Origin of the sequence: Cobetia sp. cqz5-12 (assembly GCF_016495405.1) — a bacterium.
Taxonomy (GTDB): Bacteria; Pseudomonadota; Gammaproteobacteria; order Pseudomonadales; family Halomonadaceae; genus Cobetia.
This window is the reverse complement of sequence record NZ_CP044522.1, coordinates 1,202,388-1,229,252: the sequence shown is the minus strand read 5'-3', so window position 1 is coordinate 1,229,252 and position 26,865 is coordinate 1,202,388. Positions and strand designations below refer to the sequence as shown.

The following is a 26,865-nucleotide window of genomic DNA, read 5'->3' as shown; positions in this document are numbered from 1 at the left end:
CCTGCTAGTCCGGCGCGACATGCATCGCCGCTGCGGTGGCGGGGGCCAGTCGGTGCCCGCCATGCGCCATGATCGCCGGCAGATATTCCGCCAGCTGCGCAAAGCCGTGATCGCCACCCGGCGTGATGATCAAGCGACTTCCCTGATAGAGCCCTGCGGCATCATTGACATCCAATGTCTCATCGGCCGTCGCCAACAGCACCAGGGTGCGCTGCGCCGTGACCGGCTCCGCTTCCAATGCGAGCAATCCGGGCCCGAAATCCTCGGTGACGGTGAACGTCACGCCGGTATAGGGATTGGCATGCACCGAGCCGAGCCATTCGCTGACCAGTCGCGCGGGACGCACTGCCGGATTGATCAGCACGCTGCGCGGTCCCTGACGCCAGACGCTCTGGGAAGGACCCGCCGGTCCCTCGAGACGTGCAGCCTCACGCGCGACCAGCCAGGTGGCCAGAAAGCCGCCCATGGAACTGCCGATCACCATGATGGCGTCATCGCAGGCGGGGTCTGCAGGGTCCAGCGCCAGGCGCTCACACAACGTGAGATAGGCCGCGTTGACCGCCGCCTGACCCGCGCCGGGTTCCGGGGGGATGTCCGGCATCACGCACGGCAGGCCGAACTGCTCTGCCGCGCGCTGCATCAAGCGCGCCTTGGGCGAACAGCTGGCCGAATTGAAGCCGTGCAAGTACAGCAGACCCTTGACGGGCGCGGTGGCGTGCATCGCTGCCGTATCTGACGGAAAGGGGGAATTGGCCATCAGCACTCCCGACAACACGTCAGACCGCGACACCTCCCCTCCCACGCCTCAAGATGGCAGGGTATCTCTCGAGCGTTCATGCGCTGGAGGCGGGGTTTTCGACGGTCCGCGTCGTACTGTCTAGTGTAAACGATTGATTCGCTTATAGGATAGCGAGAATACTGTATAAATCAACAGAGAGCGACGACTGACGCCGCCGCTCGTCTTGCTTGGCATGGCAGCATGCCCTCACACACTCTCTCACTCACACCCTTGCTTACATCCGCCGTGGGCTCAACGCGGGTCCTGATCCTGGGCTGCCCACACCGCTTCGATCAGCGCACGGCTGGAGGCGTCCAGCGTCTCGAAGCCTTCGCCGCTGGTCATGGTCGCTTCGGTGGCGGTGGCGATCTGCTTGCCCAGCTCCACGCCCCACTGATCGAACGGATTGATATCCCAGATGGTGGCCTGCACGAAGACCTTCTGCTCGTAGAGCGCAATCAACGCACCCAGGGTTTCCGGTGTCAGTGTTTCCAGCAGCAGCGTGGTCGACGGCTGATTGCCACGGTAGCGCTTGTGGTTCGGCTGCGCCTCATCACCGGGGATGGCGTCATCACCCAGCATCAGCACACGTGACTGGGCGAAGCAGTTGGCCAGCGTGAGGCGGTGCTGCGCCTTGAGGTGAGCGCGTGTCTCGGCGTCCTCGACATGGTCATAACGGCACATCGGCGCGATGAAGTCACACTCGACCGCCTGGGTGCCCTGGTGCAGCAGCTGATAGAAGGCATGCTGGGCGTTCGGCCCCAGCTGGCCCCACAGCACCGGACAGGTCGAGTAGTCGATCATCTCACCATCGTTGGTCACTGACTTGCCGTTGGATTCCATCTCCAGCTGCTCGAGGTAGCTTGCGAAGTATTCCAGGCGACCGTCGTAGGGCAGGATGGAGTGGGCGCGGATATCGAGGAAGTTATTGTTCCAGATACCCGCCAGCGCCAGCAGCACCGGCAGGTTGTCTTCCAGCGGCGCGGTGCGGAAGTGCTCATCCAGCTCATGCGCCCCGGCCAGCAGGCGACGGAAGTTGTCCATGCCGACATTGAGCGCGATGGGCAGACCGATGGTGCCCCACAGCGAATAGCGGCCGCCGACCCAATCCCAGAACAGCAGCTGATGTTCCGGCGCGATGCCCCATTCGGTCATCTTCTCCGGCTTGGCGGAAGCGCCGATGAAGTGCTGACGGTTGATCAGCGCTTCCAGGCGCCCTTCCGGGTCGAGGCGTGATTTGAGCCAGTCGCGCGCGGTGCGGGCATTGGACAGCGTGTCGATGGTCGAGAATGACTTGGAGGACAGGATGAACAGCGTGGTTTCCGGGCTGAAGGATTCCAGATAATCCGCCAGCTGAGAGCCATCCATGGTCGAGGCGAAGTGCACGCCGATCTCGTGGATGTCCTTGGGACGGCAATCGCTCAGGGCGCTGGAGACCATCAACGGGCCGAGGTCCGAGCCACCGACCCCGAGGTTGACCACATCGGTGATCGGCTTGCCGGTAGCGCCGCGCCACTGGCCGCTATGGAAGGTGTCGACCATCTCGGCCAGGTGCTCGAGGCTCTCGTGGATGGCCGGCACGATATCCTCGCCGTCCACCTCGAGGCTGGCGGAGCGCGGCAGACGCAGCGCGGCGTGCAGCGCCGGACGGTCTTCGGAGCGATTGACATGCTCACCGGCCAGCAGGCGCTTGATGCCCTGCTCGACACCGGTTTCGCGCGCCAGATCCAGCAGCAGCTCCAGGGTCTCGCCCTTGAGGCGCTGCTTGGAGAGATCCAGACGCAGTCCCGCGGCAGAGCGCGTGAAGGTCGCCACTCGGTCACGCCCTTGCGCCGCATCCTCGGCGAACAGGTCCTTCAGATGCACATCAGCCATCTGCTCTTGATGATGGCGCGCGAGAGCCTGCCAGGCCTGGGTATTACGACGCGCAGAACGTGCCGCTGATTGAGTGGACATGGCCACCTCTCTCCTTGAAGTGTAATGACCGGCCCTGCATGGCCCGGCCTGAAATCGATTGATGGAGGCCTCACCCGCCAGCCGTGACGGGTGCGTCACGGGCGCCGAATGCGTAGAATGGCGGGCCCGACGGGGCGCTCTGCCCGGCCGGTCCTCGGCCACAGGCATGTCGCCCTGGCCCACTGCCCGATGAAGCCTTGATCCATGAGTGATGCATCTTACCGTGACGCGATATTTACGACACCCCTTGACCGTGTCGCCAGCTTCTCCTTCGACGAGCAGGTCGTCAGCTGCTTTCCGGACATGCTGCGCCGCTCGGTGCCGGGGTACGGTCAGATCATCGCCATGCTGGGCCTGATGGCCCGCGCTCACCTGCGCCCCGGGGCGCGGGTCTATGACCTGGGCTGCTCACTCGGTGCTGCCAGCATGGCGCTGGCCCGCGAGATGGCGCCCGAGGATATCGAGATCGAAGCCGTCGACCTGTCGGCACCGATGGTCGAGCGCGCCAGTCGTGAGCTGGCCGACGCCTTCCCGGCGCATCGCATCACGGTCAGCCAGGCAGACATTCGCACCCTCGACTACCAGCCAGCCGGCATGATCGTGGTCAACTTCACGCTGCAGTTCCTGCCGCCAGAAGATCGCGATGCCGTGATCGACAAGCTGTTCGCGGCGCTGGAGCCCGGTGGCGTGTTGATCCTGTCCGAGAAGATCATCAGCGATGACCCGGTCGAGAATGCCTGGCTGATCGAACGGTATCATGACTTCAAGCGTGCCAATGGCTACTCCGATCTGGAAATCTCCCAGAAACGCGAGGCCCTTGAGGACGTGATGAAGCCCGACAGCCTCGACACGCATCATGCTCGCCTGTCGCGCGCCGGTTTCGCGCGCAGCCATACCTGGCTGCAATACCTGAACTTCGCTTCGATGGTCGCCTTCAAAGCCGCCGAATGACCGCTACGCCAGCACGGACCCGACCCAGCGCATGAGCATTTCCCCGTATGACCGCGACCTTTACCGCGCCTTCACCGAGCTTGCCTGTGAGCCAGGCGCCGTCGGCGATGGCTTCGCCCGCTGGCTGAGCGCCCTGCCTGAACAGCTGGCCAATGGCCTGGACCGCAAGCGTCATGCTGATCTGAAGGCCTGGCATGGCGCGCTGGAAAAGCTGCCCACCCTGCCCGCCGAGCGCGATGTACAGCTGGATGCCGACCGGGTCGGTGCACTCTTTCCGACTGGCCTGAATAGCAGCCAGCTGCGCCAGAGCGAGAACCTGCTGCGCGCGATGATGCCGTGGCGCAAGGGCCCCTATCAGCTCGACGAGATCCATATCGACACCGAATGGCGCTCCGACTGGAAGTGGCAGCGTATCGCGCCGCACCTGTCGGATCTCACCCATCGCCGCGTGCTGGATGTCGGCGGCGGCAATGGCTACCACGGCTGGCGCATGGTCGGTGCAGGCGCGGCCTTCACGCTGGTGATCGACCCTTCGCCGCGCTTCTACTGCCAGTTCCATGCCGTACGCCACTTCATCGGCGCGGATCACCCCCAGGGCCGCAACCTGCACTTCCTGCCGGTGGGTATCGAGGATGTGCCGGCGAAGATGACCGCCTTCGATACCGTCTTCTCGATGGGCGTGCTCTATCATCGTCCCTCGCCGATGGACCACCTCTTCCAGCTGCGCGACACCCTGCGCCCCGGCGGCGAGCTGGTGCTGGAAACCCTGGTGGTGGAAGGTGACGTGACGACGGTGCTGATGCCCGGCGAACGCTATGCCGCGATGCCCAACGTCTACTTCCTGCCCTCCTCCCAGGCGCTGGCCCACTGGTGCGAGCGCGCCGGCTTCAAGGACGTGCGCATCGTCGATGAAGCCGTGACCACCCTGGACGAGCAGCGTGCCACCGACTGGATGACCTACCACTCGCTGAGCGACTTCCTCGATCCCAATGACGCGAGCCTGACCCGCGAAGGCCATCCGGCGCCGCGGCGTGCGGTGCTGATCGCCACTCGCGCCTGAACTGCGCAGCGCCTTCTCTCCCAGCGGTGTCTGCGCTAGGGCAGACGACACACGACGGCGGCGCTCATCGAGCACCGCCGTCTTCGGCTCTCGCGTCTCAGACAATTCCCAGACGCTGCGCCTGTCGGTAAAGATTGCCGCGATCGACCTTGAGCCTGCGCGCGGCCTCTGCCCAGTTGCGATCACTCGCCAGCCAGACTCGCGAGATGTGCTCGCGCTGAAACGCCTCGGTGGCATCGCGCAGTCCCAGCGCTTCATCGATGTCCTGCAGGACATGACGCTGTGCCGGGTTCGCTCTCCCCGACTGAATCGTGCCATGCCCCACCTGCGCGCCCTGAATCTCCTGCACCGCGCTGACGGCCCGCTCGAGTGACACCTCGCCATTGACCTCAAGGCCCAGCAGTTCCGGCGTGATCACCACCAGCTGGCGCCCATCGGCGCGCAGACGAGTCGAGTGGGCGCCATGCGCGAGCCGGGCATGCAGCGCGGCGCGGCTGATGCAATGCTCCAGCTCACGCACGTTGCCGGGCCAGGGGTACTCGCACAGCTGGCGCTCCGCCGCCGGCGTCAGGCGCAGATTGCCCAGCCCGAGGCGCGTGCGATTGTGTTCAAGGAAGGTGCCGGCCAGCGCCAGCAGATCCGCACGCCCGCGCTCACGCAGCGGCGGCACCCTGAGCGGATAGACGCTCAGACGGTGATAGAGGTCTTCACGGAAATGCCCGGCGGCGACCTCCGCCTCGAGATCGCGATTGGTGGCCGCGATGACACGCACATCGACCCTGACCACGCGATCGCTACCCAGCGGCTGCAGCTCGCCTTCCTGCAACACCCGCAGCAACTTGGCTTGCAGCGCCAGTGGCAGCTCGCCGATCTCATCCAGCAGCAGGGTGCCACCATCCGCCATCACGAAGTGGCCACGGTGATCATGGGTCGCGCCCGAGAAGGCGCCACGCCGATGACCGAACAGCGCACTCTCGACCAGCTCCGGCGACAAGGCGGCGCAGTTGATGCGCACCAGCGGCCGCCCTGCCCGCGGGGAAGCGTCGTGCAGCCGCTGGACCACGCCCTCCTTGCCCACACCGGTCTCGCCCTGCACCAGCACCGTCATCTCGGTATCGGCGACCGCCTCCAGCTGCGCCTCGAGCCTGGCCATCGCCGGGCCACGTTGCGGGCAGGCCATAGCGCTCTGTGATGCCATACCTGTCGGGGGCACGACCGTCGGTGCCGAAAGCCCCGACCTGCCGGCCGAGGCCCCCGCGACCCACTCCTGTCGCAGTGACAGCGACAGACAATGCGCGGGGAGTGACAACCAGGCCTGCAACTCCTTAAGCGGCAGTGTCAGCTCGTCGGTGCTCGCAAAGGCGCACAGCGATTCCAGCGGGGCCAGCACCCCCGGCGTCAGTGCGTCGAAGGTCATCACTCCCAGCAGGGTATCGCCCTCACGCAACGCGATACCGGCGCAGTCATGCACCAGCAGATCCGACCCATGCACGTCCCCCAGCAGGCCATCGAAGGGGTCCGGCAGATCGCTGTCCAATGCGAAACGATGCACTCCCGTGTGCTCGGCGATCGCCTTGAGCCGCGGATGCTCCGCCAGCGCGAAGCGTCGCCCGCGCACCTCGGCAGGCAGGCCGTAGGTGGCCAGTGGCAACAGCTCGTCACGCTCGGGCAGGTAGCGCATCAGGGTCGCCGCCTCACCGGGCAGCTGCTGCATGATCGCGGCCAGTAGACGCGTCCATGGCAGCGCGCGCCGCTCGCCGCCCTCCTCGCGGGACAACCAGGCGGCGAGCCAGGCATTCACGGCCGCGACCGGCGTATCGTTCAGGGGCAGGTGGGCATCGGGCATGCGGTCATCCTTGCGGGTATCGGGAGTGAGAGGGCTGAAGATTGATGTCATCATGACACGCTTGATGTCATTAGAACACGCCACATGACCATGTCATTTTGACATCATAGACCTACAGAGTGCATGACGACTGGCCTCGAGAGTTGGCACGCCCCTTGCCATAGAGGGAGGGACATCAATCAGAGGTATCGTCATGCTGACCAACGCCCAGGAAGACCTGATCGCCGCCACCGCCCCCGTCGTCGCCGAGCACCTCAATGCCATCACGGCGCGCTTCTATCCGCTGATGTTCGAGCGCTATCCCGAGGTGAAGCCGCTGTTCAATCAGACCCACCAGGCCAGCGGCGGCCAGGCCCGTGCGCTGGCCGGCGCCGTACTCGCCTATGTCGGCGCACGCCACTCGCGTGAGGCGGTGGACCGCCTGCTGGCGCCCGTGGTCAGCAAGCATGTCTCGCTCAATATCCTGCCCGAGCACTACCCCATCGTCGGCGAGTGCCTGATGGCCACCATCGGCGAGGTGCTGGGGGACGCCGTCACGCCCGAGATCGCCGATGCCTGGGGCGCCCTCTACGGGGAACTGGCCGCTGTGCTGATCGCCGCCGAGCAGGGCCGCTACGACAGCTTCGCCGCTACCCGCGGTGGCTGGCAGGGGCTGCGCCGCTTCCGTATCGTGCGCACGCAGGACGAGAGCCGCGAGATTCGCTCGCTGTACCTGGCGCCGGTGGAAGGCCCGATGTTCTCCTTCCTGCCAGGCCAGTACATCGGCATGCGCCTGACGACACCCCAGGGCGTGATCCATCGCCATTACAGTCTGTCCCACGCGCCGGACGAGCGCTTCTGCCGTATCTCGGTCAAGCGTGAGGCCCACGGCCAATCCAGCCAGTACCTGCATGCGCTGAAGGCAGGTGACGAGATCGACCTGCTGCCGCCGGCCGGCGAGCTGACCTTCGAGCATGCTACCCCGCAGAACGTCGATACCCCGGTGCTGTTGCTGTCGGCCGGTGTCGGCCAGACGCCGATGCTGCCGCTGCTGACGGCGGCGCTGGCGGCGGGCCGCCAGGTGATCTATCTGCATGCGGCGCGCAATCCTGAGGTGCATGCCTTCGACACCACGCTGCAATCACTGGTCACGCAATATCCCGAGCAGCTGCATTATCAGGTCTGCTACGAACAGGCCGAGACGCTGCCGCCCCATGCGCACCTGGGCATCATCGAACGCGACTGGCTGGCACGTCAGATTGCCGCGACCGGTTCCAGTGCCGAGTCGCTGCAGGCCTTCGTGATCGGCCCGCATGGCTTCATGCAGAGCATGATCCAGCACCTCAACCGTATCGGCGTACCGCTCGCCCAGTGTCACCACGAGCACTTCGGCCCCTCCGCCCCGCTCGCCATCGACACTACTGTCGCCTGATGCGCCAGTTGTCAGCCGCACCATGCAAAAGCCCCCATCGCCTTGCGGCCATGGGGGCTTTTGCATTCTCCGGCTTCATTCCAGCAGGCCGTGTTGTTATTGCGTGTCCAGCGTTGTTGTTGGTATTTCGCTGACTTCCATCCTGCTGTCGCTACAGAACGGAATCAGTTGGTGCGGCCGAGCAGCTCGCGCACATCTCGCGCTTCCCAGTGCGGGAAGTGCTTGCGCACCAGCGCATTGAGATCGGCTTCAAACGCGGCCCAGTCGGTCTGCTGGGTAGTAGCCTGGGTGCCGGAGCGACCCACGCCGCGAATCATGCCCGCGCCGACGGTCACGTTGCTCAGACGATCGATGACGATGAAGCTGCCGGTCCCCGGGCTTGAGCGGTAGTCGTCCACCGGCACCGCCTGGGTCAGCTCGAGCTGGACGCGGCCGATGGCGTTCAGCGCCAGGCTGTCACCCCCGTGATGCTCCAGCGTGTTGACGTCGTAGAGGTAGTCGATGGCGCTGACCTGACCGGTCAGGTCGCGGGTCGCCAGCTTGATATCGTACTGGCGGCCTGGCTGCAGCGGCTTCTCGTGCATCCAGACGACATCCGCTTCCAGCGCATTGGAAAGCGGCAGTTCGGCATCCGCCGCCACCAGCCAGTCGCCACGCGAGATGTCGATCTCGTCGTCGAGCGTCAGGGTGATGGCCTGCCCCGGATAGGCAATCTCGAGATCACCATCGAAGGTGACGATGCGCTCGATGGTCGAGGTCTTGCCGGACGGCAGCACCTTGACGCTGTCACCCGGACGCACGACACCGGCCGCCAGAGTGCCGCAGTAACCGCGGAAATCGAGGTTGGGACGATTGACGTACTGCACCGGGAAGCGCAGATCGCTGAGGTTCTGGTCGTGGGTCAGCTCGACGGTTTCCAGCACCTCAAGCAGAGACGGGCCCGCTTCGCCATCGACGGTGTACCAGTCCAGTGACGGGCTGCGATTGACGACGTTGTCGCCCTTGAGCGCTGACATCGGCACGAAGCGGATGTCCGGCGCATTCAGCTTGTTGGCGAATTCCTGATACTCGGCGACGATCTCGTTGAAGCGCGTCTCGGAGTAATCGACCAGGTCCATCTTGTTGACCGCGATCACCAGGTGCTGGATGCCCAGCAGGTCGGCGATGAAGCTGTGACGACGGGTCTGGGTCTGCACGCCGTAGCGCGCGTCGATCAGGATGATCGCCAGGCTCGCGGACGAGGCGCCAGTGGCCATGTTGCGGGTGTACTGCTCGTGCCCCGGGGTATCGGCGATGATGAACTTGCGCTTGTCCGTCGAGAAGAAGCGATAGGCGACATCGATGGTGATGCCCTGCTCACGCTCTGACTGCAGGCCATCGACCAGCAGGGCCAGATCGACCTCATCACCGGTGGTGCCGCTGGTCTTGGAGGCCTGGGTGATGGAGGCCAGTTGATCTTCATAGATCAGCTTGGAATCGAACAGCAGACGACCGATCAGGGTCGACTTGCCATCATCGACGCTACCGCAGGTGATGAAGCGCAGCAGGTCCTTGCGCTCGTGTTCTTGCAGGTAGGCTTCGATATCCGCGGAAATCTTGTCTGAGGCGTGGGACACACTCTTCTCCTTGCCGCTGTCATGGGCCTGATGAGGTGGCGAGCCAGTATCACGAGCCAGTGTCTCGTGAGGCTCCGAGCCGATTCATCAGGCGAATTGTTCGTTCGGGTTATTCAACGCCGCAAAGCGTCGATGGGAGAATCAGCGCGCAAATGGCGCTTGAAACCGATTCCTAGAAATACCCTTCGCGCTTCTTCTTCTCCATCGAGCCCGCCTGGTCATGATCGATGGCACGCCCGGAGCGCTCGCTGGTACGCGTCAGCAGCATTTCCTGGATGATTTCCGGCAGGGTCGCGGCGGTGGATTCCACGGCGCCGGTCAGCGGGTAGCAGCCCAGGGTCCGGAAGCGCACGGACTTCATCTCCGGCACTTCGCCTTCTGCCAGCGGCAGACGGTCGTCGTCGACCATGATGTCGAGGCCATCACGCTTCACCACCGGACGCACGGCGGAGTAGTACAGCGGCACGATCTTGATGGACTCGAGATAGATGTACTGCCAGATGTCCAGCTCGGTCCAGTTGGAGAGCGGGAAGACGCGGATGGACTCGCCCTTGTTGATCTTGGAGTTGTAGATGTTCCACAGTTCCGGACGCTGATTCTTGGGGTCCCAGCGGTGGTACTGGTCACGGAAGGAGTAGACGCGCTCTTTCGCGCGTGAAGCTTCCTCGTCACGACGCGCACCGCCGAAGGCCGCATCGAAACCGTGCTTGTCGAGCGCCTGCTTGAGACCGGCGGTCTTCATGATATCGGTGTATTTGGCGCTGCCGTGATCGAACGGGTTGATACCCGCCGCGACGCCTTCCTGGTTGATGTGCTCGATCAGCTCCATGCCCACTTCCGCGGCCATCTCGTCGCGGAACTTGATCATTTCCTTGAACTTCCAGGTGGTGTTGACGTGCATCAGCGGGAACGGCGGCACGCCCGGCGCGAAGGCCTTGCGCGCCAGGTGCAGCATGACGGCAGAGTCCTTGCCGATGGAGTACAGCATGACCGGGTTGGAGAACTCGGCCGCCACTTCACGGATGATGTGGATGGATTCGGCCTCGAGCTGCTTGAGGTGGGTCTGACGTTCGGGGGTAAGCATCGCGTGCGGCAACCTCATGAGCGCTGGGAGTCGCCCCGAAAGGCGGCCCGTGACAGACAGGGCATGCCCGAAGGTCGTGACGAGCCAGGAGAGACTCACTCTCTCGTCCCACGGAGCATGCTGGATACCATTACGGTACCCGCGCCGCCTTGATAACGTCAAAGAATCAGAAAATATCTTTTAAGATCAAAAGAGAATATTTGATTCTCCCGAGTCCATGACGATCGAGCTCATACCGGCCGTGCAGTAGCACGTTCGATATCTTGCCGTGGCTAACGGGGCGTGGCTTGTGGGACGTGGCTCACGGATCGACCCGCTCCACCCAGGTCTCGAGATGCTCACCATCGAGGTCCACCACGCGCATTCCGGGGCGTGCCGCCTCATCCACAGCGAAATCATGGCTCAGCGGAGCGAACTGATCGGAGGTGGAGGGAACGCCATAGACGGCCACACTGCCCTGCCCACACGGCATGAGTTGCGTGAAAGCCTGATGGATATGCCCACACAGCACGGCCCGCACCTGCGGGTACGGACGCAATGTTTCCCACAGCGCATCGCGGTCAGCAAGGCCCAGCGCATCCATCCAGTCCGAGCCGATCGGCATCGGATGATGATGCATGGCCAGCAGGATCGGACGCGGGTCCAGCTCGACGGAAAGCGCCAGTGACTGCGCAAGCTCGCTCAGCTGCTCCTCGCCAAGCTCTCCCCCCGCCTGCCCGGTGACGCGCGAATCCAGACACAGCAGTCGCCAGTCGCCCAGATCCAGCTCGTGATGGAAGGGACGCAGCTCCTGCATGAATTCAGGGTGATCGTGGTTGCCCGCGAACCAGAACCAGGGACAGCCCAGGCCATCGAACAGCTCTGCCGCCATGCGATAGGAGGCGGGGCTCTCGTCCTGGCTGACATCACCGGTCACCAGCAGGATATCGGGGCGAAGGCGCGAGGCATGCGCCATCACCGCCTCCAGCTGACGCCAGGGGAAGCCCAGCCGTGAACGCGCATCAGGGTCGGCGCGCAGATGGCAATCACTTATCTGAATCAGTCGCATCGGTCTCTCGAGCAGCAGGAAAATGAACAGAACCGCGACGGCCGGGCCATCGCGGTTCTGTCAATCAAGACGGGAAATCCATCGGGTGTCAGCGCCCGGGCGCCATGCCAGCTTTGAGCGTCACGGCAATTCCGGCACATCCGCCTGCCCGAAAGCGCGGGCATGGGTCAGCCATTCACCGAGAAAGCGATTGAGCTGAAGCTTTTCGTCCGGCTGGTGCATGCGCGGATTCGGGTACCGGTTGCGCCCTGAGAAATGACGCTGGCGCTGAAAGTCGGTGACCTCCGCCATGCGCACGTCGTGGTACAGATGCACGCTCATGCGCGGCGAATCGATGATGTGGTCAAGCACGCCGGTCTGGGCGACCGTGACCATGGTGGTATAGGGCGCGCATTCGACCACTTCGAGCAGCAGCGTGCCGAAGTGGCCCTGATTGCCCGCCAGCGGGAAGGCGAAACTGTCACCGGCCTCGGCCTTGCCGAGGATGCGCGTGAGGCGCAGATAATTGGACCCGCACTCGGCATGGAGTGCTTTTAGGTCAGCCACATAGGCTTTCTTGACCTGCATGGGCGATCTCCTTGCGAATCTCAGAACATTGGCATGTAGTCTGTCAAGGCACGCCTGCCATCGTGCGTGGCAGGATGTGGGCAACGTGCGATAAATCAAGCACTGCGCCAGCGTTCAGGCTGACGGCGATCAGCTGTCGGCTATCGACTCTCGGCTATCGAGTCCAGCTCTCGGGACTGAAGCTGAGACGAGAACCGAGACTGATACGGACACTGGCGCAGACAGTGATCGTTGCTGGCTGCCGGTTTTCAGCAAGCCTCTAGAATAGCAGCTCTGACGCGCAGGTTGAGGAAGCCTGCGTGAGACGCGGGGGATTGCCAAGCTTCGCCTTCACTGCCTCAGGCATGCATGACGCGCAACGAAGCACGTTCACGCAGCAGCCATTGCATGGCCATGATGGCCATCGCATTGCCCAATCGCCCTTGTTCCAGCAGCGTCAGGGCCGCCTGGAAATTGAGCACATGCACACGGATGTCTTCATTCTCCTCGGCCAGACCATGCACGCCGCCCAGCCCACTGCTGTCACACAGACCGATGAACAGCGTGACCTCCTCGGTACAGGCGCCGGGGCTCGGGTAGTAGCGGTACAGTTCGATCAGGTCCATCAACTCACATCCGGCCTCCTCGACCGCCTCACGGCGCGCGACCTCATGGGCCTGCTCATCCTTGTCCACCAGCCCTGCAATCGGCTCCAGGCTCCAGGGCGTGCGTTCGTCTTCCAGCATGCCGGCCCGGATCTGCTCGACGAAGACCACGCGGTCGTTGACCGGGTCGTAGGGCAATACGCCTACCGCATCGTGACGGACATGCACCTCGCGATGGATCACATCGCTCCAGCCACCGTTGAAACGCTGGTGGCGGAATTCGCGCTGCTCGAGGCGAAAGAAGCCGTCCTGCAACACCCTGGCCTCGACCAGTTCGACATCATCATGTGCGAAGGCCTGTTGCCCTGCGACGTGCTCTTGTTGCTCGCTCATGCATCCTCCTTGGCTGAACAGGCATTATCCTGTCCTGCCGCGAGACTGGCCAGCCCGTCACCTGCAAACTTGCTTGCCGCGCCGTACCGAGTCAGTCATCAGCGCCATTCAAGGCGCCACCTGAAGGCATCTGGGCGACTTCTCATCCTCAGAGCGGTAAACGACACGGCCCGAGCGGGAACTCCGCTCGGGCCGTGTCATGCAGGAATTCATTCGGGGATGTGACATCAGCGTCTGACGCCAGCGCTGCCGTTCACTTGCCGGACGCAATGATGGTCGCTCCAGCCAGCCTTCGCCTCTGACAGCCATGCAAGCGATACGGGTGGTGGAAACTTACTGCAGGCGCTTGATCAGCGCGGCGATCTCTTTCTGCAACTCCTGATCGGCCAGCTCACGATTGGGACGTGGCGGCCCGTCCTGAGCGAGCCGCGCATGCTTGAGCGCTTCCTCATCACGGCCTTCGGAGGCCAGATAATCGGCGTAATAATAATTGGTATCCATGCCCGTCGGGTTGACCTCAAGCCCCTTGCGCAGCACTTCTCCCGCCTTCTCATCATCCCCGAAGCCCACCGGCCAGCCGGGCGCCTTGTCATAGAGTGCACCAAGCGTCACATAGGCAGAGGCATTGTCACCCTTGGGGTCGAGCGAGATCGCCTTCTCGAGCGTGGCCTTGGCTTCCTTGGCCAGGTCCAGTGCTCCCAGGCCACCACGTGCCTTGGCCCATGAGGCCAGGATGATGCCTTCCCAGGTCAGCACGTGAGCGTTGTCCGGATACTGATCCGCCAGCGCGCGCACCTCCTTGCCCAGGGCCTCCATGCCCTTCTCCTGAGCATCACCGGAGACCTGATAATTGATCTGCGCCCAACGCTTGGAGAGCGGGAAGACGTCATCGTCGCCTGGGGCAGCATGGACGCCGGTCATGCCGGCCAGCGTGATGCCCAGCGCCATGCCCCCGGAGAGCAGTACGCGACAGCAACGGGAGATGACACGGCAAGACGGGTGTGAAGATGGCAGCATGGGCATGGACAGCTCCCTGATTTTCGTTATTGTTGGCAGATTCAGCATGGGTGACACGAAGTGCTCCGGCGAGCACATATTGACTGTAACGAACGTTTGAATCGGCCGCCAATCACCCTTGGTCGCAGGTCTCAACGCTATCGAAATCGCACACGGCGGCTTGAGCCTTACCCACAGAACCAGCGGAGCAGACCATGCAAGGTCGCAACATGACACGCTGGCGCGACCCCAAGACGGACCCGCGCCAGGAAAAGAAGAGCAACGTGATTACCCCGCAGGGCCACGCGAAGATGAAGGGGCTGGCCGACCACCTGAGGCGCGTGAGGCGCCCGGAGCTTTCGCGCAAGACGGGCGAGGCCGCCGCCATGGGGGATCGCAGCGAGAATGCGGATTACACCTACAACAAGAAGGCGCTCAATCAGACCATCGCCAAGATCGCCTATCTGGAGAAACGCCTGGATGAGCTGACGGTCGTCGACCGCCTGCCCACGGATCTGGAGCGCGTCTATTTCGCGGCCTTCGTGACGCTGGAGGACGAGCAGGGAGAGGAGATGGAGATCCGCATCGTCGGCCCTGATGAGACCGACAATCCGCGCCGCTGGATCAGCGTCGATGCGCCCCTTGCCCAGGCATTGCTGGGCAAGGGGCTGGATGACGAGGTGAGCGTGGCCGCGCCGGGTGGCGAGACGACCTACATCATCACGGCCATCCGCTATCAGTCGCCGGAGGGGTAAGCGGCGAGCTGGGCATCAGGCCGCGGGGAATCAGGCCGCAGAGGCTCAGGTCGCAGGGAATCAGCGCGCCTTGCGTGCACGATAGACCTTGAACTGGCGCGTTTCCGCGAGCACTTCAAACTCGCCGAAGGCCGCCTGCAGCAGATCGGGATACGGCAGGAAGGCATTGGCGACCAGCGTCAGGGTGCCGCCGGGCATCAGGTGATCCGGTGCCTGGCTGATCAGGCGCGCCGCCGGTCCGTAATCGATATCGCGCTCATGATGGAACGGCGGATTGGCCACGATGGCCTCGAACCGCTCCCCCTCGAACGCCGAGAACACATCACTCAGGCGTACGTCCGCCTCAAGCCCGTTGAGCGCCAGACTGCGACGGGTCGCCTCCACCGCAAAGGCACTGACGTCGCCTGCCATCACGCGCGCACCGTGACGCGCCAGCCAGCAGCTGATGATGCCGTCACCCGCCCCGATATCCAGCGCACGCTTGTAGCCACGGGTCGGCAGGTTCTCCAGCAGCAGCGCGGTACCCGGGTCCAGCTTGGCATTGCCATAAAGCCCCGGATGGCTGGTCAGTCGCATCTCCAGCGCCTCGAATTCGCCCCAGCCTTCTGTCCATTGTCCAGCCACTGCCAGTGGCGATTCACTGCTGGCAGCCTGTTCGGCCGTCAACTCACGCGTAACGGATGACCAAAGCTGACAACGGCGCGCGGTATCGTCCTTGCGCGCCATCATCCCCAGCGCCTTGAGGATGCGCTCAGCTCGCTTGATGCCGCCGTTGACCTCGCCCACCACCTTGATCGGCGTACCCGCCGGCAACACCTGACACAGCGCCACCAGCCACCACTCGCCCAGCGCGTGCGCCTTGGGCCAGAACACGATGGCGCCCGCGGCTTGCGCGATGGTGTCGTCAGCTCGCGCATCGGCGAAGGACACCGCATGGCTGACCCGGTGCCCTGCTTCCCGCGCGGCATTCACGATGCCGGTATCATGACCCCAGACACGCCGCTGACGGTCCGATGACAGCCACCAGTCATCACGCGGTGCGGCGACCCACAGCCAATCACGGAAATCACTGTCCTGACGCTCAAGCAGCTGACAGGCGGGGGTTTGAGCAGACATGAAGACTCCAACAGGGTAGGAAGATACGGACACCGGCGAGAGCGCCGGATATCGAAACAATGCGGTTGTGCGGGGCCGCCTCAGGCCGGGCGCACCAGCTCATAGTGCAGATAGCGGCCCAGATAGACGAAGGGGGACGTGCGCCAGTGCTGACACTCGAGCGCCAGCAATTTCTGCATATCAGCCTCGCTCAGCGGGTCGCGTGAACGCAGATAGTCGTGGAAGACGCGCAGCCCGGTCAGCTCACGCACTTCAAGCCCCGCCTCCGCGGCCCACTGGCGTATCTCGCCATCACGCAACGGTGAAATGGGCGTCAAGCGCTTGCCAGTGCCCCACCCTGCCAGACGCCCTTCCAGCACCTTGTCGAAATTGCCCTTGCTGACATTGGAAAACGCCAGCGCATCGCGATTGAAGACACTCAGCGACATGACGCCACCGGGCGCCAGCAACTTCGCGAGCAAGGCAAACCCCTCCCGTGGATCGAGCAGCCACTCCAGTACGGCGTGGCACACCACCACCGGCCACTGTTTGTCCGTCTCGGCGGCAAAGCCCTGCAGATCACACCCCTCCCAGATCAGTCGCCCCGCGTAAGGCTCATCATTCGACAGTGCGTCGGCTTGTCCTGTCACTTGCGGATCTGACGTCTCTTGAGCCGCTCGGGATGGGTCAGCTGTCAAACCAGCGAGCTCTTGGCCCTGAGGCGCGGCAGTGCTCAGGAAGCGTTTCGCGCGCTCACGCATCTCACCAGAGGGTTCGACCAGCGTGAGATGATGCCCACGCGTGAGCCACCAGTGGGCTGTCTGCCCGAGACCCGCACCGATTTCCAATACCGGGGAAGGCGGCAAATGCGAGAAACGCTCATCCATCAGGCGCTGGGTGAGCGCAAGACGAACACGGCCGCGCTCCGTGGTGTAGAAACCACGTTCGAACTTGTCGGCCAGACCGTCGAAATGACGATCAGCGGTGGCACGGCGAACGCGAGAAGCGCCAGCGCAGGGCGAGGTTTTCGGCTCAGGCATGAAGAATATCTTGGCGAAGGAGAAAGAACTGACGAAGCGATGGTGCAGATAATGCCTCACTCACTCGCCAAAGGCACTTCTCGGTGCGGATGAACCGCCCGCTGATGCCGCTGACGGCCCGCCGCCACGCATTTCCTCCGCCAAATGGATCGGCGTAGAATGGCGCCTGCATCGAGGGGCCAAGGAACGGCACATGGCAAGGAAAGAGGTCATGGGGCAGAGAAAGACCGACACTTGATCGACTTGAGCACATCGACTCCACTTCCGACATAGACCTCAGCCATGAAACAACGTGTCCTGCTAATCGTCCGCAAGCTCAACATCGGCGGTATCCAGCGCAATACCGTCAATCTCGCCAATGTCTTGCACCGCGAAGGCCATGAGGTCCATGTACTGGTATTGAAGGGCGAACTGGAGCTCGTCCCGGATGCCGGTGTGCACCTTCATCAGGTCGACTTCGACAAGGCATTCCGCAAGACGGGCATCGGCCTGTTCTACGACCTGTTCACCCGCCTGCTGTTGGCACCCTGGATCAAGGGCTCAGGATACGTCTGGCGAGGCTATTACGGCGGTCACTACCTGCGCCGTTTCGTCGCGCGCCTGGAAAAGGAATACGGCCCGCTCGATCGGGTCATCACGCGCGGTCAGGGCGCCTTCGAGACCTTCTGGTCGTGGCGCGACCCTCGCCTGTGGCAGGTGGCGGTGTCATGGCCCGGCGATCTGAAAGAGGGCTGGCGACAACGCTTCCTGTTGAGCCGCCTGTATAGCGGCAAACAGGTCGTGTGCAACACCGACAATGTGCGCCAGCAACTGGAAAGCCTGCTGGACCATCACGGGATCAAGGCGGCGAGACTCGCGACCATCGGCAACGTCTGTGATCTGGATGCCATCACCGCCATGGCAGAGGAAGAGGTGGAACTGCCCTCCCGCCCCTACGTGGTACAGGTGTGCCGCCTATCGGACGTCAAGCGTCAGGATGTGCTGATCAAGGCATACCTCGCCTCAGGCATCGAGGAAGACCTCGTCATCGTCGGCGATGGCCCCAAGCGGGAAGCCACCAAAGCGCTGATCCGCGAGCTGGGCATCGGCGACAGGGTCCATCTGATCGGTAGCCGCCTGAATCCCTATCCGTGGATGAAGCACGCCCGCCTGTTCGTGCTCAGTTCACGCAGTGAGGCCTTCGGCATCGTGCTGGTGGAGAGCATGTGCTGCGGTACGCCATGCGTGGCTCCGGATGTCCCCGGCGGTATTCGCAATGTCTTGATCCATGACCAGGCACGCCTGATCTCCGAAGACTCCATCGAGGCGCTGGCAGCCAAGATTCGCGAAGGCCTCGCCAACCCGCCGGCACTCGACTCGGACCCGGAGCTGATCGAACGCTTCCGCGATACCCGCATCATGCAGGAGTTTCTGTCCCTGCCCACTGATGCCGTGACCGCAAATTCTCGCTGACACCTGAAGCCCTGCGTTTGTCGAAAGACTCCCTTGCAGGGCTTGCGCTTGCGCCTCCCCGCGGCGCTGAACTGGCAGGACGATTGGCTGGCAAGACGATTAGCTGACAATACGATTGAGTGAAAAGACAATCGACAGACACGACGATGCGATGTCCAGACCAAGAGTCAGGGCATGGGTGATCGAGTATCGGATAGGAAGATCAAGTGCGGCAGCTCTTGATCCAAGCCTGAAGCCAGGACGAGCGCTGCTCATAGAGCAAGGGCCGAGCACACAACGAACGGTACAGAGAAGACGACAAGGCGATGACGCAGAAGGCAGGACAGACAACGTCGTCCAGAAGGTGGGCTTGCTGGCGCCCCCTGCAGGAGTCGAACCTGCGACCTGCCCCTTAGGAGGGGGCCGCTCTATCCAGCTGAGCTAAGGGGGCGTAGCGAGCGGAAGTATAAGCCATTGAAGTGGCGAGATAAACCCGACAATTGCTGCGCCTCCAGCATCACGCCCTAAGTCGTCGACCACATGCTTCAGGCACCGGATCAATAACCTGAGGGCATGCTCGACGCCTGATTTCGGTGTCATGCCCCCTGGCTGGCCGAGACAGCCTCATGAACATGCCTTCCCTATCCTTTCGACAATCGGGTTTCCGCGTCGCCAATCACCTCTGCCATCGGACGCGGGCGCCCCAGCAGGTAGCCCTGGACTCGCTCGCAGCCCATGCGCCGCAAGACTTCGAGCTGCTCTACCTCTTCCACGCCTTCCGCCACGACATCGAGTGACAGGGCGCGCGCCATCATCAGCATGGCACGCACGATCTCGTTGCCTGTGGTGTGCGTGTCTGGCGAATCCTCATGAGACAGGTCATTGATGAAGCTGCGATCTATCTTCAGCTCCTTGAGCGGCATGCGACGCAGACGCGACAGATTCGAGTAGCCAATGCCGAAATCATCAATCGAGAAGCTCAGGCCCAAAGCTGCCAGCTGGTCAATCTTCTCGAGCATTGCCGCTTCATCATCCGTCGCCAGGCTCTCGGTGATTTCCATACGCAAGAGCTCAGGCGCGAAGTCATGTTGCGCCAGCAGCCTGGTGACCTGCGGCACGAACTCGCTGCTACGGAACTGCACCTGACTGACATTGACCGCCATCGGTAGCGCATGTCCTCGGGCGGTCATGGCGGCAAGCGCGCGACAGACCTGCTCCAGCACCCAATGCCCCAGCTCGACAATCAGCCCGGACTCCTCCGCGATGGGGATGAAGGTCGCTGGCGAGACCATCCCCAGCTGCGGATCATGCCAACGTAGCAATGCCTCGGCGCCACACAGCTGCGGCTCACCACTTTCGGGCAGGGAAAATTGCGGCTGAAGATAGACGCTCAGCTGCTGGCGAGACACGGCCTCACGCAGCGCGTGTTCCATCCGGGCGGCATCGATGATGCGCTGGCGCATCTCGGGGGCGAAGAAACACAGCCGTGCACGCCCGGCCCCCTTGCTTTCATAGAGCGCGATATCCGCTTGATGCAGGAGGTGACTCCAGGCATCGCCTTCTTCTCTATCAATCTCGTCACGCTCCGCCTTGCCGGTCGGCAACACTTGCTGCGAGCAGGCCCCATAGCCTTTCTCGTGTCGCGGATAGAGCGTGATGCCCAACGAGCCGGTCAACTGATGCGTTCGCCCTTCAAGCTCCAGCGGTTCCTGCAGTCGCTCCAGCATCAGCTCCGCCACCTGACGCGCCCGGGTAGCCGCTTCGCGCGGCCCACCGGCTCTCGGTGCCAGCAGCACGATGAACTCGTCTCCCCCGTGGCGCGCGAGGAAGTCCTGCGAACCCAGCATCTCTGCCAGACGCAAGGCGACCTGCTTGAGCGCCAGGTCGCCGGCATCGTGGCCGAGAATATCGTTGAGGCGCTTGAAGTGATCGAGATCCAGAAACATCAGCGCGCCCATCTCTCCTGGCCGGGCATGCTCCGCCAGCTCACAGAGATGACGCCGCACGAGACGCCGATTGGGCAAGCCGGTCAACGAATCATGCAAGGCCTGATGCGTCAGTTGCTGGTCACGTCGATAGCGTTCGATCGCCAGCCTGGCCACCTTGACCGCCACTTCGAGCAAGCCATGGTGGGTCGCATCGAAGACCTCGCCCGTCTCGGCATAGAAGGCAAAGCTGCCCAGGGGGTTATCATCGCCATCGAGAATCGGCATCGACAGGCAGGCATCCAGCCCCAACGCATGCGGATGCTCCCGGAAGCCCTCCCAGGCAGGGTCCTGCGCGATGGAAGGCGTCATGACCGGCTCGCGCCGCCACATCGCCGTCCCACAGGTGCCCACACCTTCCCCGATCTTCAAGCCGCGGGTGAACAGCATGAAGCTTGCCGGCAGACTGGGTCCCTGACCTGCCACGATGGTGCGGCCTACATCATCCAGCAGCAGCAACGAGGAGCGCACGTGAACCGCGGCGCCTTCGATGGTCAGACACAGGTCTCGCAATGTCTTGTCCAGAGACTGGCCTGCCGCCACGGCTTCCAGCAGCTCGAGCTGGGAATGGCTCAACATCAAGGCCCTGTGCATCTGGGTAATGTCCGTCTGCAACCCCAGATACCCTTCCACCCGCCCCCTGGAATCCTTGAGCGGAATACAGCGCAGCCGCAATCGCAGGGGCTGGCCATTGCTGTCGTAATGCACCAGCTCCTCATCGCTGGGTTCGCCGCGGCGCCGCTGTTCACGCAATCGGGTGATGACCAGCAGATCGGATGCCGGTCCCATCAGGAATTCACTGGGCACCTTGCCGATCACCTGCTGCTCTCGATAGCCGAGAAGCTGCTCAAAGGCGGGGTTGACCCAGCGAATGCGCCCTTCGAGGTCGTAGCAACAGACGCCGTTGCTGGTGTGATCCAGCAGCTGATTCAGCAAGCCTTCGGCTTCCTGACCATTGGCCGGCCGGGAAGTGCTCGGCATGGTGCCAAACGATGTGGTGTCACTCACTGGCGTATCCTCAGCAGACTCCTCTGCGATCCTGGCTGGATGACATGCCGAGTCTTGTGCTGGACTCGGCGAATTACCAGCACCAGCGTACCGGATCCTCGGCACCAGTATGCGGCCTATGTCTCAGTAATATTAACCCAATGCGATGCGTTGAATATGGGTCCAGCGTCATTCGGTCAGCACTGGCATCGACCATCACCCGGCACTCGAGCATCGCACAGCCCTTTGAATCGAGTGCGATCACTGCCACAACATGGACAGTGCTCACCTTTAGATGCCCTGACAGCATGATCCATACGACAGCGTCGGGCGTAGTACTCACATCACGCCATTCGCCACGGAGAGCCATGCCTTGAACGCTCTGCTGTCCTTCATGTCAGTCTCACTCTGCATGCTGCTATCGGGATGCGGGCCGCACTACCTTGCGGCCAATGACATCCACCAGGCTCCCTATCTTGAGGAATCCTCCATCTCATCCCAGCTCGTGACCCGTGATGCCACGTCACTGGCATGGAAGTCATGGCAACCTGCACAGGTAACCCCTCAACGCGCCATGCTGCTTGGCCTGCACAGCTACGGCGACTTTCGCCTGGCATATGCCGATCTAGGTCCATGGCTGGCAAATCAAGGCATCGTGACCTATGCCTATGACCAACGCGGCTTCGGGGAGTCCAGCCAGCAAGGGCAATGGCCGGAGTCCCCGTTGCTGATCGAGGACCTGGTGGACGCCATTACGGTGTTGCGCCAGCGCCACCCGAGCCTCCCCTTGATCGTGGCGGGCGAAAGCATGGGCGGCTCGGTGATACTCAATGCCCTCGCCCACCACCCGGAGCTGTCGATCGACGGCAACCTGCTCGCCGCCCCGGGCGTCCGCGGCGGCATCCGCTGGCGCTATCTATACAACGCAGGACTCTGGACGGCGGCGCATCTGATCCCCACAACCAGCGTGGAGGTACCACGCAGGTACCCCCAAGGAGAACTCCAGCCCGCAGCCGCCAGGCGATTGGCCGAGGATTCACGCGTCGTGCATTCCGTGCGCCTTGATGCCTATTACGGCCTGATCCGCTTGACGGATCACGCCAGTGATGAGATCGCGAATCTTTCTGCTGACACACGACTGCCGCCCACCCTGCTGTTGCATGGTGATCGTGATGACACCGTGCCCCGCGTGGCCATCGAGCGGCTGGTCAGGGACTGGCCGAGCGCCTCACGCGATACGCTCGAGATTCATTACCTGCCCGAGGCTCCCCACCTGCTGCTGCAATGGCACGACAGAGAGCAGGTACGTGGGCGGATCGCACACTGGTTGGCCGAGATCCTGCCAGCGCAAGCTTCACAAGAATGAAAGCAAGAGCGAGAGCGAGAGTAAAAACTAGACGTTGGGCGTGACACGCCGCGTCGTGCCGATAGCGCGTTCCCCACAAACAGCGACGCCCCGAACAGGGTTCGAGGCGTTGCTGTCTATCTATCTAACTATCGCCCCTGCGAGGGGCGTGCTGTCCGCTGACCAGCGATCACTGACGCGCGGTCTTCAGGGCATCAGCCAGCTCACGGGTCAGGGCGTGCACGGCTTGAGTACCCTGCTCCGGTGTCTCGGCATTGGCCTGCAGGTCAATCAGGGCGGAACCGACCACCACGCCATCAGCGAAGCGCCCGATACGTGCTGCCTGTTCCGCGGTACGGATACCGAAGCCGACCGCGACCGGAATGTCGGTATGTTCACGAATGCGACCGACCTCGGCCTCGACCTTCTCGGCAGTCGGTGCCGCGCCACCGGTCACGCCATTGCTGGAGACGTAGTAGAGGAAGCCCGAGGTGTTGGCCAGCACACCTGGCAGACGCTCGCTGTCCGTGGTCGGAGTGGCGAGACGAATGAAGCTGATGCCCGCTTCGCTGGCCGGGACGCACAGCTCGTCATCGTGCTCCGGTGGCAGATCGACGACGATCAGTCCGTCGACTCCGGCCTCGCTTGCCTGCTCGAGGAAGGTGGCCACCCCGCGACGATAGATCGGGTTGTAGTAACCCATCAGCACGATGGGGGTGTCCTGATCCTGCTTGCGGAATTCCGTGACCATCGCCAGGGTGCGGTCCATGGTCTGGCCGGCCTTCAGGGCACGCTGGGTGGCATGCTGGATCGCCAGACCATCGGCCATCGGGTCGGTGAACGGCATGCCCAGCTCGATGACATCGGCACCTGACTTGGCCATGCCGAGGAAGGTCGCGAGGCTGGCATCGTAGCCGGGGTCGCCCGCAGTGATGTAGGTCACCAGCGCAGCGCGATTCTCATCACGCACGGCAGCGAAACGACGATCAAGACGGCTGCTGGCAGTAGTGTCGATAGCGGAAGTGCTCATCAATAGACTCCGAATTTGCTGACCTGCAGGCATCGATGACACCTGCAGGCGAAGAAGGCATGGGGCGCTCAGATTCGATCAGCGATTGAAGATTCTGACGCCGGGCAACACGTGACAGGCCCTGGCTTACTCACCATCAGGGTTCAGGCCCAGCTCATCGGCCAGGTGATGAGTCACGGTGGCCATGTCCTTGTCACCACGGCCGCTCAGATTGACCACCATCAGGTGGTCCTTCGGCAGGCCCGGTGCACGCTTGATGACTTCCGCCAGCGCGTGGGAGGACTCCAGCGCCGGAATGATGCCTTCCAGACGGCACAGCATCTTGAAGGCATCCAGCGCTTCCTGGTCGGTCGCGGCGACATATTCGGCACGCTTGATGTCGTGCAACCATGCGTGTTCCGGACCGATACCCGGATAGTCGAGACCGGCGGAGATGGAGTGCGCATCTCCGATCTGCCCTTCTTCATCCTGCAGCAGGAAGGTGCGGTTGCCATGCAGTACGCCCGGCAGGCCGCCCTTGAGACTGGCGGCATGGCGCGGAGTCTCCAGGCCTTCACCCGCCGCTTCGACACCGATGATCTCGACGCTTTCCTCATCGAGGAACGGGTGGAACAGGCCCATGGCGTTGGAGCCGCCGCCGATGCAGGCAACCAGCGAATCCGGCAGACGCCCTTCCTTCTCCTGCAGCTGCACGCGGGTTTCCTGACCGATGATGGACTGGAAGTCACGCACCAGCTGCGGGTACGGGTGCGGCCCGGCGACGGTACCGATGATATAGAAAGTGTCATCGACGTTGGTGACCCAGTCGCGCAGCGCCTCGTTCATGGCGTCCTTCAACGTGCCATCACCGGCGGTGACAGGCACGACCTTGGCGCCCAGCAACTGCATGCGCTGCACGTTGGGCTGCTGACGATGGATATCGGTGGAGCCCATGTAGATCACGCAGTCCAGCCCGAAACGCGCCGCCACGGTGGCAGTCGCCACACCGTGCATGCCGGCACCGGTCTCGGCGATGATGCGCTGCTTGCCCATGCGGCGAGCGAGCAGTACCTGGCCCAGCGCATTGTTGATCTTGTGCGCCCCGGTATGCATCAGGTCTTCACGCTTGAGATAGATCTTGGCGCCGCCCAGCTGCTCGGTCAGGCGCTCAGCGAAATACAGCGGGCTCTGGCGGCCGACATAGTCCGCGGACAGACCAGCCAGCTCCTCGGCGAATGCCGGGTCCTGCTTGGCGGCTTCATACTCGCGCTGCAGGTGCAGGATCAACGGCATCAGCGTCTCGGCAACGAAGCGGCCGCCGAAATCACCGAAAAAACCCTTGGCATCAGGCCCTTGGCGCAGGCTGGGGGTAGCAGTCGTCTGGCTCATGCTGAACTCCTCGAATCGTGTCAGTGGCTGGTTCCACATACTGCGCAAGGCATCTGCGAGGCCAGCGATATGGTGATCATCCTAGCGCTGCAGGCACTGGAAGAAAAACGATAAATTCGCCAAGATGTGTGAGAAAATCTCACATATGGTCGAGACGGTCATTGCCGCATAGCCACTCTTTCCATGCCAATGACACGTCCAGCACTCGCCCAGCACTTGCTCAGGAGATACCCCATGGAGCGCACCGAGCTACTGCCTCCCCTCAATGCCCTGCGCACCTTCGATGTGGCGGCTCGCCACGAGAGCGCCTCGCGCGCCGCAGAGGAGCTACATGTAACCCACGGCGCCGTCAGCCGTCAGATCCGCCAGCTGGAAGACGCACTCGGCACACGCCTGTTCGATCGCGCCGGCCGTGGCCTGACACTGACACAGGCCGGTCGTGAGCTGGCGACCGCGACCCGTCATCACCTTGGCGGCCTGGCACGCGTGTGCGGAGCACTGGCACGCAGTGATGCGCGGGCGCCCTTCGTGCTGAGCTGCCCGGGGTCGTTTCTGGCACGCTGGTTCATTCCGCGACTGGGGGCACTCAAGGACGCCCTGCCGGAACTCGAGCTGCACCTGACCGCCAGTGATGACAACGAAGGGCTGCGCAATGGCGTGGACGGTGTCCTGCGCTTCCAGACGCCGCCCTTTGATGACGCCGAGCATCAGGAGACGCGCGTGCTGGGCACCGAGCGCATCGGGCCCGTACTGCGGCCCGACAGCGAGTGGCTAAATGAGGCATCCAGCCCCCCTTCCCCCGAGGTTCTGCTGGGCCTGCCCCTGCTGCATACCGGATCACGCCCGCAAGCCTGGCCGGATTGGTGCTCACGCCAGGGGCTATCCAGTGAGGGGCTTGATTACGCGCAAGGCTTCGAACACCTCAACTACCTGCTCGAGGCGACACTGGTCGGGCTGGGCGTCGGCATCGCGCCGGACTATCTGGTGGAGGAAGACCTGCGCAGCAAGCGCCTCGTGGCCCCCTGGGGGTTCGTCGAGACCGAGGCATGCCTGACGCTGACATTGCCGCAGGTCGGCCGCGCTCGTGCTCGCCACCCGCATGCCGAGGCGCTGGGCGAATGGCTCGCCCGGGAACTGGCAACGGCTCCGCCCCACTAGCCACACTTTGTGACGGGCATAAAAAAAGCCAGTCACAAGGACTGGCTTGCCCGGACATGTATCCAGAGGATAGCGCCGGAAAGATCGTGAATCCGCTCAAGGAACCATCGCAACCTGCAACGCAGGCTGGAAGCGAGGATGGGCGAACAACCCTGCGCATTGAACGACGCAGCCACCCCCGGCAGAAATGATCGAGGAGCCATGGCAGGCTCGACTCGAAGACTTCACGTCAGGTGGCCAGTCCCTATCCGAGATCGCGGACTCGAGATGAGGGGTGACGGCCTGACGCGCTTCAACTGTCAGCATCATATCTTTTAGTCCGCGAACAAAAAAGGGCCCGAACAGCAACAGACCTTTGCTGGAGAAGCACCATCATTCCTC

At 63.1% G+C, this 26,865-nt stretch carries 21 protein-coding genes and 1 tRNA gene; 7 read left to right on the top strand and 15 right to left on the bottom strand.

Going from position 1 to position 26,865, the window contains the following annotated elements; genetic code table 11:
- Positions 1-4 precede the first annotated feature (4 nt).
- Positions 5-757, bottom strand: a complete 753-nt coding sequence (locus F8A90_RS05240) for a YqiA/YcfP family alpha/beta fold hydrolase (RefSeq protein WP_233593451.1) — start codon at positions 755-757, stop codon at positions 5-7.
- 273 nt (positions 758-1,030) lie between these two features.
- Positions 1,031-2,734 (bottom strand): glucose-6-phosphate isomerase, encoded by a 1,704-nt coding sequence (pgi, locus tag F8A90_RS05235; RefSeq protein ID WP_200019286.1) that lies wholly within the window; start codon positions 2,732-2,734, stop codon positions 1,031-1,033.
- A gap of 204 nt (positions 2,735-2,938) precedes the next feature.
- On the opposite strand from pgi, the gene cmoA reads away from it, so the two are divergent.
- Positions 2,939-3,685 carry a carboxy-S-adenosyl-L-methionine synthase CmoA gene (cmoA, locus tag F8A90_RS05230; RefSeq protein WP_200019285.1) on the top strand — a complete coding sequence of 249 codons (747 nt, stop codon included), beginning with the start codon at positions 2,939-2,941 and terminating at the stop codon, positions 3,683-3,685.
- A 31-nt stretch (positions 3,686-3,716) separates the two neighbouring features.
- Entirely contained in the window at positions 3,717-4,745 is a 1,029-nt protein-coding gene (gene cmoB / locus F8A90_RS05225) for a tRNA 5-methoxyuridine(34)/uridine 5-oxyacetic acid(34) synthase CmoB (RefSeq protein ID WP_200019284.1), read from the top strand.
- A 97-nt stretch (positions 4,746-4,842) separates the two neighbouring features.
- Here the strand turns inward: cmoB and norR are convergent, their stop codons facing one another.
- A complete protein-coding gene (gene norR, locus F8A90_RS05220; RefSeq protein WP_200019283.1) occupies positions 4,843-6,591 on the bottom strand; it encodes a nitric oxide reductase transcriptional regulator NorR in 1,749 nt (582 codons plus the stop codon).
- Positions 6,592-6,784: 193 nt separating this feature from the next.
- On the opposite strand from norR, the gene F8A90_RS05215 reads away from it, so the two are divergent.
- Positions 6,785-8,002, top strand: coding sequence for a globin domain-containing protein (locus tag F8A90_RS05215; protein ID WP_200019282.1), 1,218 nt, complete (start codon positions 6,785-6,787; stop codon positions 8,000-8,002).
- Positions 8,003-8,166: 164 nt separating this feature from the next.
- Here the strand turns inward: F8A90_RS05215 and cysN are convergent, their stop codons facing one another.
- From cysN to F8A90_RS05185, 6 genes are all read right to left on the bottom strand, one after another.
- Positions 8,167-9,618, bottom strand: coding sequence for a sulfate adenylyltransferase subunit CysN (gene cysN, locus F8A90_RS05210; RefSeq protein ID WP_200019281.1), 1,452 nt, complete (start codon positions 9,616-9,618; stop codon positions 8,167-8,169).
- 172 nt (positions 9,619-9,790) lie between these two features.
- Positions 9,791-10,702, bottom strand: a complete 912-nt coding sequence (gene cysD, locus F8A90_RS05205) for a sulfate adenylyltransferase subunit CysD (protein ID WP_200019280.1) — start codon at positions 10,700-10,702, stop codon at positions 9,791-9,793.
- A 301-nt stretch (positions 10,703-11,003) separates the two neighbouring features.
- Positions 11,004-11,750 carry a metallophosphoesterase gene (locus F8A90_RS05200; protein WP_200019279.1) on the bottom strand — a complete coding sequence of 249 codons (747 nt, stop codon included), beginning with the start codon at positions 11,748-11,750 and terminating at the stop codon, positions 11,004-11,006.
- A 120-nt stretch (positions 11,751-11,870) separates the two neighbouring features.
- On the bottom strand, positions 11,871-12,317 hold the full coding sequence (locus tag F8A90_RS05195; protein WP_043337025.1) for a DUF1249 domain-containing protein: 447 nt from the start codon (positions 12,315-12,317) through the stop codon (positions 11,871-11,873).
- A 338-nt stretch (positions 12,318-12,655) separates the two neighbouring features.
- Positions 12,656-13,294 carry an NUDIX domain-containing protein gene (locus F8A90_RS05190; RefSeq protein ID WP_200019278.1) on the bottom strand — a complete coding sequence of 213 codons (639 nt, stop codon included), beginning with the start codon at positions 13,292-13,294 and terminating at the stop codon, positions 12,656-12,658.
- A gap of 333 nt (positions 13,295-13,627) precedes the next feature.
- Positions 13,628-14,311, bottom strand: a complete 684-nt coding sequence (locus tag F8A90_RS05185; RefSeq protein WP_064503367.1) for a tetratricopeptide repeat protein — start codon at positions 14,309-14,311, stop codon at positions 13,628-13,630.
- A gap of 194 nt (positions 14,312-14,505) precedes the next feature.
- On the opposite strand from F8A90_RS05185, the gene F8A90_RS05180 reads away from it, so the two are divergent.
- On the top strand, positions 14,506-15,045 hold the full coding sequence (locus F8A90_RS05180) for a GreA/GreB family elongation factor (protein ID WP_200019277.1): 540 nt from the start codon (positions 14,506-14,508) through the stop codon (positions 15,043-15,045).
- Between the two features lie 60 nt (positions 15,046-15,105).
- On the opposite strand, the gene F8A90_RS05175 is transcribed toward F8A90_RS05180, so the two are convergent.
- Positions 15,106-16,161 carry a methyltransferase gene (locus F8A90_RS05175; protein WP_200019276.1) on the bottom strand — a complete coding sequence of 352 codons (1,056 nt, stop codon included), beginning with the start codon at positions 16,159-16,161 and terminating at the stop codon, positions 15,106-15,108.
- Between the two features lie 80 nt (positions 16,162-16,241).
- A complete protein-coding gene (locus tag F8A90_RS05170) occupies positions 16,242-17,180 on the bottom strand; it encodes a methyltransferase domain-containing protein (RefSeq protein ID WP_200019275.1) in 939 nt (312 codons plus the stop codon).
- Between the two features lie 282 nt (positions 17,181-17,462).
- Here F8A90_RS05170 and F8A90_RS05165 point away from each other — a divergent pair, with 282 nt between their 5' ends.
- Positions 17,463-18,632, top strand: a complete 1,170-nt coding sequence (locus F8A90_RS05165) for a glycosyltransferase (protein ID WP_200019274.1) — start codon at positions 17,463-17,465, stop codon at positions 18,630-18,632.
- A gap of 353 nt (positions 18,633-18,985) precedes the next feature.
- Here F8A90_RS05165 and F8A90_RS05160 read toward each other — a convergent pair.
- Positions 18,986-19,062 (bottom strand) — tRNA-Arg (locus F8A90_RS05160).
- 190 nt (positions 19,063-19,252) lie between these two features.
- Complete coding sequence (locus F8A90_RS05155; protein WP_200019273.1) at positions 19,253-21,604, bottom strand: sensor domain-containing protein; 2,352 nt, start codon at positions 21,602-21,604, stop codon at positions 19,253-19,255.
- 352 nt (positions 21,605-21,956) lie between these two features.
- Here F8A90_RS05155 and F8A90_RS05150 point away from each other — a divergent pair, with 352 nt between their 5' ends.
- Entirely contained in the window at positions 21,957-22,949 is a 993-nt protein-coding gene (locus F8A90_RS05150) for an alpha/beta fold hydrolase (RefSeq protein WP_200019272.1), read from the top strand.
- 169 nt (positions 22,950-23,118) lie between these two features.
- Here the strand turns inward: F8A90_RS05150 and trpA are convergent, their stop codons facing one another.
- Both trpA and trpB read right to left on the bottom strand, forming a co-directional pair.
- Entirely contained in the window at positions 23,119-23,958 is an 840-nt protein-coding gene (gene trpA / locus F8A90_RS05145) for a tryptophan synthase subunit alpha (RefSeq protein ID WP_200019271.1), read from the bottom strand.
- Positions 23,959-24,084: 126 nt separating this feature from the next.
- Positions 24,085-25,326, bottom strand: coding sequence for a tryptophan synthase subunit beta (trpB, locus tag F8A90_RS05140; RefSeq protein WP_054554923.1), 1,242 nt, complete (start codon positions 25,324-25,326; stop codon positions 24,085-24,087).
- 234 nt (positions 25,327-25,560) lie between these two features.
- Here trpB and F8A90_RS05135 point away from each other — a divergent pair, with 234 nt between their 5' ends.
- Positions 25,561-26,484, top strand: a complete 924-nt coding sequence (locus F8A90_RS05135) for a LysR family transcriptional regulator (RefSeq protein ID WP_200019270.1) — start codon at positions 25,561-25,563, stop codon at positions 26,482-26,484.
- Positions 26,485-26,865 lie beyond the last annotated feature (381 nt).